Annotated in this window: 13 protein-coding genes; 1 reads left to right on the forward strand and 12 read right to left on the reverse strand. The window is 69.1% G+C overall.

Annotated elements, in window-relative coordinates:
• Positions 1-4: 4 nt before the first annotated feature.
• From CV1CTNOD_RS14055 to ruvC, 10 genes are all read right to left on the reverse strand, one after another.
• A complete protein-coding gene (locus CV1CTNOD_RS14055) occupies positions 5-979 on the reverse strand; it encodes a TauD/TfdA dioxygenase family protein (RefSeq protein WP_131786548.1) in 975 nt (324 codons plus the stop codon).
• Between the two features lie 504 nt (positions 980-1483).
• A complete protein-coding gene (locus tag CV1CTNOD_RS14060) occupies positions 1484-3856 on the reverse strand; it encodes a RelA/SpoT family protein (RefSeq protein WP_131786549.1) in 2373 nt (790 codons plus the stop codon).
• 172 nt (positions 3857-4028) lie between these two features.
• Complete coding sequence (locus CV1CTNOD_RS14065) at positions 4029-6821, reverse strand: RelA/SpoT family protein (protein WP_242606679.1); 2793 nt, start codon at positions 6819-6821, stop codon at positions 4029-4031.
• A gap of 141 nt (positions 6822-6962) precedes the next feature.
• Positions 6963-7571 (reverse strand): adenine phosphoribosyltransferase, encoded by a 609-nt coding sequence (locus tag CV1CTNOD_RS14070; protein WP_431607114.1) that lies wholly within the window; start codon positions 7569-7571, stop codon positions 6963-6965.
• A complete protein-coding gene (secF, locus tag CV1CTNOD_RS14075; protein WP_131786550.1) occupies positions 7568-8812 on the reverse strand; it encodes a protein translocase subunit SecF in 1245 nt (414 codons plus the stop codon). Before secF ends, CV1CTNOD_RS14070 begins: the two co-directional genes overlap by 4 nt.
• A gap of 2 nt (positions 8813-8814) precedes the next feature.
• The gene (gene secD / locus CV1CTNOD_RS14080) at positions 8815-10800 is read right to left on the reverse strand and encodes a protein translocase subunit SecD (RefSeq protein ID WP_431607115.1); all 1986 of its coding nucleotides are present in this window, start codon (positions 10798-10800) and stop codon (positions 8815-8817) included.
• Between the two features lie 248 nt (positions 10801-11048).
• Positions 11049-11618, reverse strand: a complete 570-nt coding sequence (yajC, locus tag CV1CTNOD_RS14085) for a preprotein translocase subunit YajC (protein WP_131786552.1) — start codon at positions 11616-11618, stop codon at positions 11049-11051.
• A 73-nt stretch (positions 11619-11691) separates the two neighbouring features.
• A complete protein-coding gene (gene ruvB / locus CV1CTNOD_RS14090; RefSeq protein ID WP_131786553.1) occupies positions 11692-12741 on the reverse strand; it encodes a Holliday junction branch migration DNA helicase RuvB in 1050 nt (349 codons plus the stop codon).
• Positions 12742-12750: 9 nt separating this feature from the next.
• Complete coding sequence (ruvA, locus tag CV1CTNOD_RS14095; protein WP_131786554.1) at positions 12751-13497, reverse strand: Holliday junction branch migration protein RuvA; 747 nt, start codon at positions 13495-13497, stop codon at positions 12751-12753.
• A complete protein-coding gene (gene ruvC, locus CV1CTNOD_RS14100) occupies positions 13497-14030 on the reverse strand; it encodes a crossover junction endodeoxyribonuclease RuvC (RefSeq protein ID WP_131786555.1) in 534 nt (177 codons plus the stop codon). The genes ruvA and ruvC overlap by 1 nt, the downstream gene beginning before the upstream one ends.
• 366 nt (positions 14031-14396) lie before the next feature.
• On the opposite strand from ruvC, the gene CV1CTNOD_RS14105 reads away from it, so the two are divergent.
• The gene (locus CV1CTNOD_RS14105; RefSeq protein ID WP_207386435.1) at positions 14397-15383 is read left to right on the forward strand and encodes an alpha/beta hydrolase; all 987 of its coding nucleotides are present in this window, start codon (positions 14397-14399) and stop codon (positions 15381-15383) included.
• A 71-nt stretch (positions 15384-15454) separates the two neighbouring features.
• On the opposite strand, the gene CV1CTNOD_RS14110 is transcribed toward CV1CTNOD_RS14105, so the two are convergent.
• Both CV1CTNOD_RS14110 and pdxT read right to left on the reverse strand, forming a co-directional pair.
• On the reverse strand, positions 15455-16210 hold the full coding sequence (locus CV1CTNOD_RS14110) for a YebC/PmpR family DNA-binding transcriptional regulator (protein WP_131786556.1): 756 nt from the start codon (positions 16208-16210) through the stop codon (positions 15455-15457).
• A complete protein-coding gene (gene pdxT / locus CV1CTNOD_RS14115) occupies positions 16207-16899 on the reverse strand; it encodes a pyridoxal 5'-phosphate synthase glutaminase subunit PdxT (RefSeq protein WP_242606680.1) in 693 nt (230 codons plus the stop codon). The genes CV1CTNOD_RS14110 and pdxT overlap by 4 nt, the downstream gene beginning before the upstream one ends.
• Positions 16900-16910 lie beyond the last annotated feature (11 nt).

Consider the following 16910-nt stretch of genomic DNA (forward strand, 5'->3'; position numbering starts at 1 on the left):
CGCCTCAGACGCCGACCACCACCTGGTGATCGGCGGTGAACGGCCGGCCGGCGATCAGCTCGGACTCGCGCCCGTCCGGGCCGACCGGTCGATCACCGATCAGCGTGACACGGTGCAGCCTGCGCTCGACATGCAGATGCTCGATGTCACGCGGCGCGAGATGCGCGGTGGCACGGTTGTCCCAGAACGCGACACTGCCCGGCTCCCAGCGGAACCGCACGGTGTACTCGGGTCGGGTGATCTCCGCGTAGAGCAGATCCAGCACGGCGCGGCTCTCCCTGGCCGTGAGCCCGACGACGTGGCTGGTGAACCCAGGGTTGACGAACAGCCCTTTCTCCCCGGTCACCGGGTGCACGCGAACCACCGGGTGCACGGAAACCAGCAGATTGTCATTCACCCGTCGCGCGTAGATGCTGTCGCCAACCGGGCGCTCACTGCCGCCGTAGCGATGCTCGGCGCGCAACGTGTCCACGAACCGTTGGACCGGCTCGGACAGCCCCTGATATGCCGCCACCAGATTAGTCCACTGCGTGTCTCCGCCGACTGTCGGCACGATCTCCGCCCGCAGGATCGATCCCGCCGGCGGGTTCACCGCGGCCGTGACATCAGTGTGCCAACCGGTGAAGTAGCTGTACTGGCGTCGACGCGTCTCCTCACGGAAGTCCTTGCCGTAGCGGTCCTCGTAGCGCCGCGGGTCGACGGTGAAGATCTCCGGGTACTCCTCGGGCGGTGCATCGTCATGCGGGTGGGCATACGTGAGCTCACCGAACCGCCGGCCGAAGGCGATCTGCTGGGCATGGTCGAGATTCTGCTCGCGAAAGAACACCACCTTGTAGCGGTGCAGAGCGCTCTTGATCGCGGCGACGGCCTCTTCGTCCAGCGGCTGGGCGATGTCCACGCCGGTGATTTCGGCACCGATGTGGCCGGCGACCGGATGGACGGTTATCGTGCTTGTCGGCGATTCCTCGGTCAAAGTCATGGTTGCCGATCTCCTCCTGTGCTCGGCAATGAAATGGGTTAGCATATGCCGACCCATTGCGGCGGCCGATCGTTCCCAGCATTGCCGAATATGGCATCCGATACCGTGGGCCGCCACCTCATAGTCCAACAACAGCTTTCCGTCGGTCAACATTGTGACTTCTTGAAATAATTCGATTTGCACTGTGGGATCCGGCGTGACCGCACCGCCGCGGCCCGTTGGGATCTGCCCGCACGCTTGCCCCATCCGAGCACAGGTCATGGATGCGCCAGTGCCATCTCCCGCTGCCGAGGCCGGTGGGCCGTCGACGTACGCCGAACCCTGCCAATCAAAGATCGACAAGGGGCCCCGGGCCAAGACGATAGTGAAGGTACGGCGATCAAGGGGATGGGTCCGTCACTTCAACGAAAAATCCAGGCAAGTCACTGGATCGCCCAGAGAAAAGATCATCACCACTTCACAAAGCGTCAGTTCGCAAAGGGCGAGAACGGGGCTGTGACAGGATCAGCTGGGCGTCCCACCGGCACGGTAACAGTCGTACACGCCACCGACCGTCCGCACGGCCGCGAGCAGCGCGTCCAACTGCGCTGGCCCGGCGACCTCGACCGTGAAACGGGCACGTGCCACCCGGTCCTCGGAGGTGATCGAGGACGCGGAACGGACCGTGGCCGACACGTCCGACAACATTTCGGTGATGTCTGCGAGCAGCCCGTAGCGGTCGAACGCCTCGACCACGATCTCGGCGGGAAACGTGCCTTCCACCGGAGGGAGCCAGGACGTCACCACGACCCGATGCCGATCACTTGCGGCGTTCACGCACTGCGACCGGTGGACGGACACGGCAGGGCTGTGCGTGGTGGTGAACCCGACGACGTCGTCCCCGGGCAGGGGGAGGCAACACCGGGCAAGACGGACCGGAACGCTACTGCGGCCGTCGACGGCGGCCGTCCCCGCCCAGGTCTGCGCCTCGTCCGCGTCCCGTGAACGTCGCCGGCTCCGCCTGGAGTGGGCCGTCGGAGCCGGCGGAGCGGACAGGGCCGACAGGACCGGTACAGGGGCGCAGTGAACGACGGATCCGGGCTGGCGGGAGGCGTCCACGGCGGTGTCCGGGACGGCGGTGTCCGGGACAACGTCGGCGCCGGTGTCCGGATGCTGCGGGTCGAGATGGCGCATGCCGGACTCCGGGGCGTCGCCATGTCGGGCATCCGGATATCGAACATCCGGATACTGCGCATCCGGCTGCTGGGTGTTGGCGTCCCGCCGCTGTCTGGTCAACCCGCGACGGATCCGCACCCTGGCCCTGGAGGTCTTGACGAAGTCCAGCCAGTCCTCGGAGGGGCCGGCTGTCGCGAGCCCGGAACGCAGGATCTCCACCACGTCGCCGTTGCGCAGTCGGGTGTGCAACGGGACCAGCCGGCCGTTGACCCGCGCACCGATGGCCCGATGCCCGAGCTCGGTATGGACGGCATAGGCGAGGTCGACCGGCGTGGACCTGGCAGGCAGCGCGATGACCCGGCCCTTGGGGGTGAAGGTGAGCACCTCGTCGGACTCGAGGTCCGCCGACAGCGACTCCAGGAACTCGCCGGGGTCCTTGGCATCGCCTTCCCAGTCGAGAAGACTGTGCAACCATGCCAGACCCTCCAGCCGGGCGCCGTCCGCGGACGGTCCGACCGGCCTTGCGATGATCCCCGTCTCGGCCAGCCGGTGCATCGCGTCCGTGCGGATCTGGATGTCGACGGGCTTGCCGGCCGGGTCCATGACGGTGGTGTGCAGGGACTGGTACATGTTGAACTTGGGCGTGGCCACGAAGTCGCGCAGTCTTCCCGGCGCCGGTCGCCAGAGGGCGTGTACCTCCCCGAGCGCTTCATAACAATCAGTAATCGAGTCGACGAGAACCAGGACGCGGACGATGTCGTTGTAGTCCCGCGCCTCGAAGCCACGCTCCTGCGCCCGCTTGTAGATCGAGAAGAGGTGACTCGTCCGGGCCGAGACCCTGGCGTCGATCCGCGCCTCGGCCAGACCGCTCGCGAGCGCGTCGACGACCGAGGCAAGCTGGCCGGACTCGCGCTCCGCGGCCGTGAAGGTCTCGACCACCGACCTGATCCGCATGTGCTCGTCGGGATACAGGACGGCGAACGCACGGTCCTCCAGCTCCCTTTTGATGACGTTCACGCCGAGCCGGTGCGCCAGCGGCGCAAGGATCTCCAGCGTCACCCGGGCGATGCGTGCCTGCTTGGGTGGTGACTTGAAGCCGAGGGTCCGCATGTTGTGCAGACGGTCGGCGATCTTGATGAGCAGCACCCGGTAGTCCTTGGCCAGCGCAACGATCAGTTTCCGCAGCGTCTCGGCCTCGGCCGCGTCCCCGAAGCGCATCTTGTCGAGTTTGGTCACCCCGTCGACGAGGTTGGCGACCTCCGGGCTGAAGTCCGCCGCGGCGGCCTCCAGGGTGTAGCCGGTGTCCTCGACGGTGTCGTGCAGGAGCGCCGCGACGATCGTGGTGGTGTCCACCCCGAGTTCGGCGAGAATCTCCGTGACCGCCAACGGGTGGGTGATGTACGGATCGCCGCTGTGTCGCATCTGGCCGGCATGCTGGCGGTTGGCGACCTCGTAGGCGTGGACGACAAGGGCGACGTCGGCCTTGGGATGGTGCAGGCAGTGCTTCTCGATGATGTCCCGCAACACGGGTGGTACCGAGGGCGAACTTCGGGCCGCTGCCACCCGGCGGGCAAGATGAGCCAGGCGGCTGCCGGCCAGCCACGCGGCGGCGAGAGTCCGCGAAGCGTCGTCCCCCCCGCCGGCATGCCCCTCGCTGGACCGATCCATCCGCGCGGGCAATGCCGCGCCCTGCATCCCGGCACCTACGATCTCAGCGTCCATAGCGCTCCCCCTCGATACGTCCCAGCGCGTCGATACGTCCCGGCGCGGAACAGTCCCGCAGCCCCGCCGCCCGCCGGTGACGATCTCCCGCCACGGCGACATCGGCGACGCGGGTGCGGCCGGCGGCTCCCCCCGGTGGAAACCGCCGGATCCCCCCACCACGTCAGCATGGTCAGCACCTCGTGCCGGAGGTGACCCTGTAGCAGTCGTGCACGCCGTCGATCGACCGCACAGCGTCCCGGATGTGCCCGAGATGCTTGGCGTCCCCCATCTCGAAGGTGAACCGGCTGACCGCACGTTGATCCTTGGTCGTCGTCACGGACGCCGAGAGGATGTTGACGTGGTGATTGGTCAACACCCGGGTGACATCGGACAGCAGGCGGGCGCGGTCGGTCGCCTCGACCTGGATGACGACGAGGAACACCGATCCTGAGGACGCGGCCCACTCGACCGGCACCGTCCGATCACGGGTCCCATTGCGCAGAGTCGCCAGATTCGGGCAGTCGTGGCGATGGACCGACACGCCCTTCCCCCGGGTGACGAATCCGATGATCGGATCCCCGGGCATGGGCGTGCAACAGCGGGCAAGCTTCGACCACACGTCCTCGGAGCCGCCGACGATCACCCCTGGATCGCCGACCGACCGCTGCAGCGCGCGGGTGGGCAGTGCGGTCTCGGCGACGTCCTCGGCCGCACCCTCCGGCCCCCCCAGAGCGGCCAGCAGGCGACCCACGACGTGCTGCGCGCTGATGTTCTTCTCGCCGATCGCGGCGTACAGCGCGGAGACGTCCGGGTAGCGCAGGTCCCTGGCCAGGCTGGGCAGCACGTCGCCGCTCATCAGACGGGTCAGCGGCAGACCGTGGCGACGCATCATCCGGGCGATCGCGTCCCGTCCGGCGACGATGGCGTCCTCACGCCGTTCCCGGGCATGCCACTGGCGGATCTTCGTACGGGCCCGGGACGACCGGACGAAGGTCAGCCAGTCCTCACTCGGGCCCGCCGAATGCGCCCGGGAGGTGAAGACCTCGACGGTGTCCCCATTGTCCAGCGTGGTGTCCAGTGCGGCGAGCCTGCCGTTGACACGCGCCCCCACGCACTGGTTGCCCACGTCGGTGTGGACGGCGTAGGCGAAGTCGACCGGGGTCGCCCCCTCCGGCAGCGCGATCACGTCCCCTTTGGGGGTGAAGACGAAGACCTCGTCGGTGTGCAGGTCGAACCGCAGACTGTCGAGGAACTCACCGGGTTCGGCGGCTTCCCGCTGCCAGTCGAGGATCTGGCGAAGCCACGCGGTCTGGTCGTTGCCGGAGGAGTCCCGCCGGGACCGGCCGCCGCCCCGGGAACCACCCGCCCTGGACGCGCCGTCGGCGAGCCCGAACGCACCTGCCCTGGCCTCCCCGGAGGGCCGTGCGCCGACACCGTCCTCCTTGTACTTCCAGTGCGCCGCGATCCCGTACTCGGCCCGGTTGTGCATCGCGTGTGTCCGGATCTGCAACTCGACGGGCTTGCCCTCGGGCCCGATCACCGTCGTGTGCAGCGACTGGTACATGTTGAACTTGGGCATCGCGATGTAGTCCTTGAACCGGCCCGGGATCGGCTTCCAGTTCGCGTGGATGGTGCCCAGGGACGCATAACAGTCACGCAGGGAGTCGACCAGCACGCGGATCCCGACCAGGTCGTGGATGTCGTCGAACGACCGGCCGCGGACCACCATCTTCTGGTAGATCGAGTAGTAGTGCTTGGGCCGGCCGGTGACGACAGCCTTGATCCTGGCCTCGCCCAGATGCGCCTGCACCTGCGTCACCACCGTGGTGATGTAGGTGTCCCGGCTCGGCGCACGATCGGCCACCAGCCGGACGATCTCGTCGTACCGCTTCGGGTAGAGGGTCGCGAAGGCGAGGTCCTCCAGCTCCCACTTGAGCGAGTTCATCCCGAGCCGGTGGGCCAGCGGGGCGTAGATCTCCAGGGTCTCCCGGGCCTTGCGTTCCTGTTTGTGTTCGGGCAGGAAGCGCAGCGTCCGCATGTTGTGCAGGCGGGCGGCAAGCTTGATCACAAGAGCCCTGGGGTCGCGGGCCATCGCGACCACCATGCGCCGGATCGTCTCCGCCTGGGCACCCTCGCCGACCTTCACCCGGTGCAGTTTCATCACCGCGTCGAGAACCAGCGCGACGTGCTCGCCGAACTCCTCCCGGATCCGTTCGAGCGTCATGCCGGTCTGGCCGACGGTGCCGTGCAGGAGTGCGGCGCACAGGGTCGGCGTGTCCATACCGAGATCAGCAAGGATGCTCGCGACCGCGACGGGATGGGTGACATAGGGATGGCCGGACAGGCGGACCTGACCGGCATGCACCCCCGCCGCGGTCTCGAAAGCGTGGTGCACCGGGCCGACGTCGGCCCGGGGATGGTTCGCGAGCAGACCGCGCAGCACCGGATCCAGCAGTGATGGCGGGGTGGCCCGGTGTGACGCGAGCCTGGGGAAACGCCCGCGGACCCGGCGCGGCAGCGGTGGCGACTCGTGCCCCAGCCGCGGAACCACCGGCGAACCGTCGCCGGGGCCGGGGCCGGACTCCCCGTGGTCGATGAGGAGTCCGGGCTGGCGGGTCGGTGCGGCCGACGGAGAGGACGGGGCCGGCCGACCGGACGGAGCCGACGGAGCCGACGGAGCCGACGGAGCCGAGAAAACAGCTGGTGGCGACTGGGAAACCGACTGCGTAGCGGCCGGCTGGGCAACGGCCGGCCGCGGCGCACCGTCGGCCACCGTGTCGCGTCCTGAGGGCACGGCCTGCGGCGTACATCCTGACCCAGCCTCCGGCGACGGTGCGTCGGCGGGCGGACGCCCGCGGCCATCCCCGCAGGCGAGCACGGCGTATTCGCCTGCCACCGACGACTCCCGAACGGTCGTCGCGCCAGGCTCGGACACTCCGGTCGTCACCGGGGCTGCCTCGGGCACAAGCCGCTCCTGCTTCATGTCGGACCCCTGAAGGCTAACGCTTCCGTGAGCCGTTCTCCTTCCGCAACCCCGGCCAATACCCGTGGATCACACAAAGGTCACACGGCCGGGGTCGCCACAACCGAGGTCACCGAGCCCGGGAGCACCAAACCTCTAGGATCAAACTTCCATGATCGATGAGATCTCGAGTGGCGCAAGCCGGTCACGTCCCGACAGGAACGTCAGTTCCATGAGCACGGCGAGACCGACGACCTCCGCGCCGGACTGGCGGACCAGTTCGGCCGCGGCGGCCGCCGTACCGCCCGTGGCCAGCACGTCGTCGACGAGCAGCACCCGGTCACCCGGCCGGAACGCGTCGGCCTGCACCTCCAGTGTGGCGGTGCCGTACTCCAGGTCGTAGGTGCGGCTGACCGTCTCACCGGGAAGCTTGCCCTGCTTGCGGATGGGCACGACGCCTACACCCGTGCGGTAGGCGACCGGGGCCGCCAGCAGGAAGCCACGTGCTTCGATGGCCGCCACGACGGTGGCACCATAGCCGCCCGCGGTCGCGGCCAACTCGTTGATGACCACCGTGAAGGCGGCCGGTGTCACCAGCAACGGCGTGATGTCCTTGAAGACCACCCCGGGCTGGGGGAAGTCGGTGACATCCCGGATATGGGCGCGCAGCACGTCCGCGGCGGTGGTGCCGCGTGCCGTGGCGCCGAGGGCGCCGGCGGCTCCGGCACCTGCCGCTCCGCTGGTCGTTTCGGTTGGTTCGATGGTCGTCACCGCCGCTTTTTACCGCTGGGACGACCTTTGCGGCCAGAACGCCGGGCCGGTGCCGGACGGCGCGCCGCACCGGGTCGTCCCGGCCGGGCGCCGGCGACAGCCGGTTCACGGCCGCTGGCAGACTCCTCACGTCCACGATCATCAGCGTCTGTGGTGGTGGTCGCGGCATCGGGAAATCCACTCCCCGGCCCCCGACCGGCCGCCACAGCCACAGTGTCAGATGCACGACCACCGGCAACCGCTGCCGCGCGTCGGGACTGCCTGACGGGCTCGCGGGCGGCCACCGCCCGCGCCCGGGCCACCCGCTGGTCCAGCGCCTTGACCGCCGGCTCGTTCTTCTTCAGATCCACCAGCACCGGAGTGGCGAAGAACAGCGACGAATAAGTGCCCGAGGCGATACCCACGAACTGGGCGAGGGCGAGATCCTCCAGGGTGCCGGCGCCGAGCAGACCGGCACCGACGAACAGCAGCGAGGCGACCGGTACGAGCGCGATGAACGAGGTGTTGAGCGAACGCATCAAGGTCTCGTTCAACGCGTCGTTGGTGGCCTCCGCGTAGGTGCGTCGGCTGGTCGTGCCCATGCCGGCGGTGTTCTCCCGGACCCGGTCGAAGACGACAACCGTGTCGTAGAGGGAGAACCCGAGAATGGCCAGCAGAGCGATCACCGTGGACGGGGTGACCTGGAAACCGACCAGCGAGTAGACACCCATCGTGACAACGAGGTCATGGATGAGAGCGGCCATGGCGGCAACCGCCATCTTCCACTCGAACCGGACCGACAGGTAGACCATTACCAGCACCAGGAACACCGCGAGCCCCTGCAGTGCCTTGCTGGTGATGGTCGACCCCCACGACGCGCCCACCGTCGAGATGTCGATGTCGGTCGGGGCAACCTCGAAACGCTTCTCGATGGCGTCCTGGAGCGAACTGGCCTGCGCACCGGAGAGGGTCGGGGTCTGCACCCGCAACTGGTGGGATGTGTCGAGCTCCTGGATGACCGAGTCGGCCGGGTTGACCCCGATCGAGGACAAGGTCGCCTCGGCCTCGACAACCGACCTGCCCCCGGACGGGAACTGGAACAGCGCACCGCCCTTGAAGTCGATCCCCAGGGAGAAACCCCGGATCAGCATGCTGGCGATGCAGACGGCCAGCAGGACGCCGGAGGCGACATACCAGATCCGGCGGCGGCCGACGAAGTCGACATAGGACTCACTGCGGTAGAGCCGGCTGGCCCAGGACATCTCTACTCCCCCTGCGCCGTGCCGGACGGACCCGACCATGACGGCCGCGGGTCGCGCGACGAATGAAGATCAGGCGAATCCTGGTCGGACCCGGAGGTGTCCGCCTCTGTTGCCGAAGCCCTGTTGGCCCCGGCCCGGCCCGGGGCAACCCCGGCCTTCTCCCGTTTGGTCAGACGCGGCGCGGAAGGGGGGGCGGTCCCACTCGACTGGCCACGAACCGCCGCCATGGTGAGGCCGGAGAAACGGCTGGTGGCAAAGAACGACCTGCGCACGAGCAGCCAGACGGCCGGTTTGGTGAAGACGAACATGATCAGTACGTCTACCAGGGTGGACAGCCCGAGGGTGAAGGCGAATCCCCGGACGGATCCGACCGAAAGGACGTAGAGCACCGCGGCGGCGAGGAAGGAGACCGTGTCCGCGGACAACATGGTCCGCCGGGCCGGCGGCCAGGCACGGTCGACCGCCACGCGCACGCTGCGGTTCTGGCGAACCTCGTCCTTGATGCGTTCGAAGTAGACGACGAACGAGTCCGCGGTGACGCCGATGGACACGATCAGACCGGCGATCCCGGCCAACGTGAGGGTGAACCCGATCCATTTACCCAGGAGCACGACAGAGGCGTACACCAGCAGTCCGCTCACCGCCAGCGAGCTGAGCACCACTATCCCGAGGGCCCGGTAGTACATGAACGAGTAGAGCGTCACCAGCGCAAGGCCGATGACACCGGCTAGCAGGCCGGCGTTGAGCGAGTCCTGACCCAGGGTCGGGGAGATCGACTCGGCGCTGGATTGCTCGAAGGCAAGCGGCAGGGCACCGTAGCGCAGCACGTTGGCGAGGTCCTGAGCGCTGGACTGGGTGAACGAGCCCGATATCTGAGCATCACCGGCAATACGGTCGTTGGTGCTCGGAGCCGACTGCACCACCCCGTCCAGCACGATCGCTACCTGCTTGCCGATCGTCTTCTCGGTCAGAGCGGTGAACTTCGCCTGCCCACCACCGGTGAAACTGACGTTGACGACCCACTCGCCGGTGCTCACCGACGTGGTTCCACCCGAGCTCGCAAGCCCGGCCGTCGCCGACTTCACATCGGTACCGACCACCGTCGCGGGCATCAGCAGGTACTTGACGGTGCCGGAACGATCGCAGGAGGCCACCCAGTCCGTCGGCCGATCGGTGCTGGCCACCCGGCTGCGAACGTCCGACGGTGCGCAGGTCAGGCTTTCGAACCTGCCGGTGACATCAGCCGGCGGCGTATCGGCGCTGGCCGGCGCGGGCTGGTCCGCCGTCGCCGGCGGTACCACGGCAGTCGCCGGCGGTGCCGGTGCGGCCGGTGCGGCCGATCCGGCCGGGGCTGTCCGCGCTGCCTGAGCGAGCAGGCCGGCACCGACCACGTCCGACCGGGTCGTGGTGGACACCGACGGAGCGGTGACGGCGGGCAGGCTCGCGGACGTGCCAGGCCCGGGTGAAGACGCGCCAGGCCCGGGTGAAGAGGCCGGGGCGGCGGCCGCCGGAACCGTCGGTGTTGCTGTCGGGGCCGTCGGTGTGGCCGGTGCGGCCGCCGGGGCTGTCGGTGCGGCCGCCGGGGCCGGGGCGGCGGCCGCGGAGGTGTAGACCTGGCGGAAACGCAGCTCGGCGGTCTGCCCGACCAGTTCGACGACATCGTTGCGACCGCGACCGGGAACCGAGATCTCGATCTGGGTGTTGTTGCGCTTGACCTCGGCCTCGGCGACACCGAGCCCGTTGACCCGCTCCCGGATGATGTCGACGGCCTTGTTGACGGCACCGCTGTCAACGCCCTTGCCAGGCTCGGTCGACCGGGGCGTGAGGATCACACTCGTCCCGCCCTGCAGGTCCAGGCCGAGCTTCGGCGTCCAGGTGGATGTCAGCGCCATGGTGGAGTAAAGCAGCGCAATGATCCCGAAGAGAAGCCCGATCCGGGACCAGGCGGGGCTCGCGGCCTTACGCCGTCGCCCTGACCCTCGTGCCAACGGATATCCCTTCGTCACGCGCCGTCGCGCTCACGTTGCTTCCTGGTGGACCTACCCGATGGACGGCGATCCGTCCACGACCGGAGAAACCGGTGTGGAGCAACCGTCACGGCGCGACGGTGCCGACCGCGCCCAAGGTATCGGAACGAGTGTCATGCCGGAGGCGTTCCGATACCACGTTCGTAGCGCTGATATTCGCCTATTCGTCGAACAGGACGAAAACGAGAGCCGGTCGGAACCGACGCCGGTCAGCCTTCCCTCCCCCGCCCCGAGGCCGGGTCATCGGGTTCCCCGGGCTTCCCGGCGTCCGGCCGCTCCTGGCTGCCGGTGGCGTCCCTGCGCTTGGTCGTGTCGACACTCTTGGTCGTGTCGACGGGCGCTGTGTCCGAAACGTGGTCATGAGCTGCTCCACCGTCCTCGGTGTCGTGCTCATGGAGGTGATCGTCCGCCTCGTCACCATCGTGGTCACCATCGTGGTCGTGGTCGCCGTCATGCGGCCCGTCCGCCGCCGGCGGGGAGACGATCCGAGCGACCGCGGCACGGGTGAACCGGCAGACCACGTCCGGTGCCACTTCCAACAACACGTCACCGTCTTCGACCTCGACCACCGTCGCATACAGCCCCGCGGTGGTCACGACCAGCGTCCCCGGAACGAGCGAGGTCAGGATCTGATGCTGGGCCCGCTGGCGGCGTCGCTGGGTCACGATAAAGAAGAAGACGAGCGCCAGGATGAGAAGCAGGGGAAAGAACCCGCCGAGCCCACCACCGCCGCCGTTCTGGGCCGCCTCCTGGGCGACCACGATTACCTGCACGTCCATGTCCTCCCATGTTGTGCGGCCGATGGTACGTACCGGCCGCGGGGCCTCGACGCCAGGCCCCACAAGATTGCGCTCAGTCGCCGTCGACGGGGGGGATCGGAACCTGCGAGCGTCCCAGGATGCCCTCGACCGGATCGAGACCGAGGTGGGTGAAGGCGGCCGGGGTGGCGATGCGTCCCCGGGGGGTCCGGGCGAGCAGGCCGGCGCGTACCAGGAACGGCTCGGCCACCTCCTCGACCGTGTCCGGTTCCTCCCCCACCGCCACCGCCAGGGTCGCCAGACCCACCGGTCCACCGTTGAAGCGGCGCACCAGCGCCTCCAGCACCGCCCGGTCGAGGCGGTCCAGGCCGAGCGTGTCGACGTCGTAGATGCGAAGAGCAGCCTGGGCGACCTCGCGGGTGACGACCCCGTCCGCCCGCACCTCGGCGTAGTCACGCACCCGCCGCAGCAGCCGGTTGGCGATCCGGGGAGTCCCGCGTGACCTGCCGGCGACCTCTGCCGCGCCATCACCGGTGAGGCGCACGCCGAGCAGCCCCGCCGAGCGGACCAGCACGTCGATCAGTTCGCCGGTGTCGTAGAAGTCCATGTGGGCGGTGAAACCGAAACGGTCGCGCAACGGTCCGGTGAGAAGACCGGAGCGCGTGGTCGCACCGACAAGGGTGAACGGGGCGATGTCCAACGGGATCGCGGTGGCGCCGGGGCCCTTGCCGAGCACGACATCGACCCGGAAGTCCTCCATCGCGGCGTACAGCAGCTCCTCGGCCGGGCGTGCGATGCGATGGATCTCGTCGAGGAACAGCACCTCGCCCGGGGCGAGCGCGGTGAGGATCGCCACGAGATCTCCCGCCCGTTCGACCGCCGGTCCGCTGGTCATCCGCAGCGGAACCGCCATCTCCCGGGAAATGATCATGGCAAGGCTGGTCTTGCCGAGCCCCGGCGGCCCGGACAGCAGGACGTGGTCGGGTGGGCTCTCGCGGGCCCGTGCCCCCTCAAGCATGATCGTGAGCTGCTCGCGGACCTTCTGCTGGCCGACGAACTCCGCCAACGTCCCCGGACGCAGGCCGGCCTCGAAGGCACGCTCCTGCGGCTCGGCCACCGGCGAGACCAGACCCTCGGCATCCATCGGCTGCCCTTACCGGGGTCGCAGGGCGGCCAAGGCCCGGCGCAGTAGCACACCCACGGGATCCGGCGCCTCGTCTCGGCCGGCGCCACCGCCGCCGGTGCCGGCACCGGCGGCGGCCTCCGGGTCACCATGAGCGTCCTGGTCCGCACGGCGGTCATGCCCGTTACCGCCGGGCCCGTTACCGGTCCAGACCGCGGCCAAGGCGTCATCGGCCTCCCGCGCGGTGTAGCCGAGCCCGAGCAGCGCGAGGCGGACCTGCTCGGCGACGGTGACGCCGGCGCCCGCGGGCGGCACGACGCCATCGCCGCCGGTAACCCCGCCCGTGGCAGGGCCGCCATCCCCCGCAGCGGGCGCGGGAGGCCCGAGCCGGTCCTTGAGATCGAGGATGATGCGCTGCGCGCCCTTACGACCGATACCAGGCACCTTCGTCAGGGCTGTGAGGTCCTCCCCCGCGACCGCACGGCGCACGCCGTCCGGGCTGTGGACGCCGAGCACGGCCTGGGCAAGCCTGGGACCGACCCCAGAGGCTCCCTGCAGGGTCTCGAAGACGTCGCGCTCGTCGGCGTCGGCAAAACCGTAGAGGGTCAGCTCGGTCTCCCGGACGACCAGCGTGGTGACCAACCGCGCGTCCTGCCCGACCCGTAGCCGGGCGAGGGTCGCAGGGGTGCACTGGACGAGCAGACCGACCCCACCCACCTCGACGACGGCGGCTTCGGGGGACAGGGCGGCAACCGTCCCGGACACGGACGCGATCATCAGAGGCTCCCGCCGGGGACCGCAGGGGCCTGCCTGACGGCCGCCCGCATCCTGGCGAGCGCCGGCCCCCGCGACAAGTGACAGAGAGCAAGGGCCAGGGCGTCGGCGGCATCAGCCGGGCGCGGCGGGTCGGACAGCTTCAGCAGGCGGCTCACCATGAAGGTGACCTGAGCCTTGTCCGCCCGACCGCTGCCACTGACCGCAGCTTTTACCTCACTAGGGGTATACAGTGCGACCGGTAGACCACGGCGTGCCGCAGTGACGATCGCCACCGCCCCGGCCTGGGCGGTACCCATGACCGTCCGGACGTTGGCCTGGCTGAACACCCGCTCGACCGCGACCGCATCGGGGTTGTGCCGGTCGATCCACTCGCCGAGGCCGCGTTCGAGCGCCCACAACCGGGAGGCGACGTCGTCGGTAGCAGGAGTGCGCAGCACACCGACCTCGACCAGGGACGTCTGCCGGCCCGGCCCGCCGTCGACGACCCCGAGACCGCAACGGGTAAGCCCCGGATCGACCCCCAGCACCAACACCGGCACCCTCCCCAACCAGCTCGTTGACCAACAGCCCGACCATCCGTCGGACATCGTGACCGCCAAGTGGCCTGAGGATTTAGGCCTCCCGGCGACGCGAAAAACATGATCGCGCAGTCTTCGGCCCTCCAGTGGCCCGAAGAACTGGCCCTCCTGGCGGTTCGCCACGATTGTGACACGTCTGAACGCCTGTTCGAGTGTAGCGACACGCCCGCCCGGCAAACCCCTCGCAGCTCAAGGGCGGAATCAACCGGCGCTTCGGAATGCCACAGCCGGCCATCGGCCCAGCACAGATCGGCATATGGTGAGGTGACCGTTGGCGCACTGAGGAGACTGTCGGCGCCCTGCCGGGAAAGAGGTCCACGCATGGGCTCCGATGCCGCGACCGGCGCCGAAGCGGCGACCGGATCGGCAGCCGGATCGGCAGCCGAACATGGGAGCGGGCAACCGCCGCGTGCGCACGGGCCGATCCGCGCGCGGCACGTCCGCCTCGATGCCGGCGACGTGGAGCTGTCCGGGCTGCTGGCCGAACCCGACGGTGAGCCGCGGGCCGTCGTCGTCGGCCTGCCTGGTGGGGGGATGCGCGCGTCCTACTTCCACGGCCGCGCGCACCCGGACCTGTCCCTGCTGACCATCGGCGCGACCCTGGGATTCAGCGTGCTGGCGCTGGACCGTCCCGGCTACGGCGCCTCGGCGGGTCTGGAGCCAGCCCAGCAGACGCTGGCCGCACAGACCGCCATCACCTGGCGGGCGCTGGAGACCTTCGCGGCGTCCCACGCCGTGGGAGCGGGCCTGTTCCTGATCGGCCATTCGTTCGGCACGATGCTGTCGGTGTCACTCGCCGCGGACGAGCGCGGCAGCAGCCTGCTCGGAATCGACGTCTCCGGGGTGGCGGCACGATACCGTGACGATCTGTGGTCGCTGCAGCTCAGCGTCACCGGCGGCAGCGTGGCTGAGACCCACAGGCAGCGCGCCATCGCGGCCCGCAAGCTGTTCTGGGGGCCGGAGCACCTTTACCCGTCCGGCACGTTCCTCCTGGGCGTGGCACCGGCGGTCCCCGTGCCGGTCGGTGAGGCATCCGATGCCACGAGGTGGCCGCAGATGCTGCCCCTGCTGGGCCCACGGGTGCGGGTGCCGGTCCGCTGGACGCTTGCCGACCACGAGTACTGGTGGGATGTCGGCGAGACGATGGAGGCCGAGATCCGTGCCGCGTTCAGCGCCGCGCCCCACTTCGAACTGGTCCGGCAGCGCGGAGCGGGCCATAACCTCAGCCTGGGGTGGGCGGCTCGCTCCTACCATCTGCGGGCGCTGTCCTTTGCCGAGGAATGCATCCGCGACCGGGCCACGGACTGACCACACCCGAGAACACGGTGATGCCGAGAACCACGTGGCCACCGAGAACCACAGCGGCGCCGAGAACGCGGTCAGGCCGACACCAGCTCCATGATCTCATCGGAGATGTCAGCGTTGAACCAGACGTTCTGGACGTCGTCGAGGTCCTCGAGCGCCTCGACGAGCTTGAGGACCTTGCGCGCAGTCTCCTCCTCCAGCGGCACGCTGACACTGGGCAACCAGGAAAGGTCCGCTGAGGACACCGTGAGCCCCGCCCCGGCAGCCGCGAGGCGCACCGCGTTGAGGTCCGTCGCCTCCGAGACGACCTCGAAGGCGTCGCCCAGGTCGTCGACCTCCTCCGCACCGGCGTCGAGAACCGCGGTCAGGACGTCGTCCTCACCGAGCCCAGGCGTCTTTGCGACGAGGACGACGCCCTTACGGTTGAACAGGTATGACACCGAGCCGGGATCGGCGACGCTGCCGCCGTTGCGGGTGATGGCCACACGGACGTCGGAGGCGGCCCGGTTGCGGTTGTCGGTCAGGCACTCGACGAGCACGGCCACCCCGTTCGGCGCGTACGCCTCGTAGGTGATCTCCTCGTAGTTGGCCCCGCCGGCAAGCTCGCCCGATCCCCGCTTCACAGCGCGGTCGATGTTGTCGTTGGGAACCGACTGCGACTTCGCCTTGGCGATGGCGTCCGCAAGCGTCGGGTTCCCGGCCGGGTCCCCACCACCGGTCTTGGCCGCCACCTCGACCGTCTTGATCAATTTCGCGAACAGCTTCCCGCGGCGCGCGTCGATGACAGCTTTCTTGTGTTTGGTGGTCGCCCACTTGGAGTGACCGCTCATGCCGTGCCCCTCACCTGTCCCAGCCCCTGCCTTCCACGGATGCCCTCCACCATGCTGACGAACAGCTGGTGTATACGCGTATCGCCGGTGAGCTCCGGATGGAACGCGGTTGCCAGCACATTGTCCTGGCGGACCGCGACAATCCTGTCACCGACCCTACCGAGCACCTCGACCTCGTCCCCGATCTTCTCCACCCACGGCGCCCGGATGAAGACCGCCCGGACCGGACCGCCGGCGACACCGGTGACGTCGATCTCCGCCTCGAACGAGTCGACCTGGCGACCGAAGGCGTTGCGCCGCACGACCACGTCCAGCCCGCCCAGCAGCGGCTGACCGGGCCGGCCGTCCAGGACGTCCCTGGCCAGCAGGATCATGCCAGCGCACGAACCGAACACCGGCAGCCCGGCCGCGATCGCGTCACGCAGCGGCTCCAGGAGCTCGAACACCCGCAGCAACCGGCCGATCGTAGTGGATTCGCCGCCGGGCAGCACCAGCCCGTCCACGGCGTCCAGATCGCACACCCGGCGCACCTCGACAACCCGGGCACCGGCCGCGGCCAGTGCCCGGGAATGCTCGCGGACGTCGCCCTGCAGAGCCAGCACACCCAGCCGCACCGTGCCGGCTGTCGCTGCCGACGCCTGTACCGAGGCGGCAACCTGTGCCGGCGCCTCGGCCTGTGACAGAGCCATCCCGGGGTCGT

Source organism: Protofrankia symbiont of Coriaria ruscifolia (assembly GCF_900634745.1).
In the GTDB taxonomy this organism is placed as follows: Bacteria; Actinomycetota; Actinomycetes; order Frankiales; family Frankiaceae; genus Protofrankia; species Protofrankia californiensis.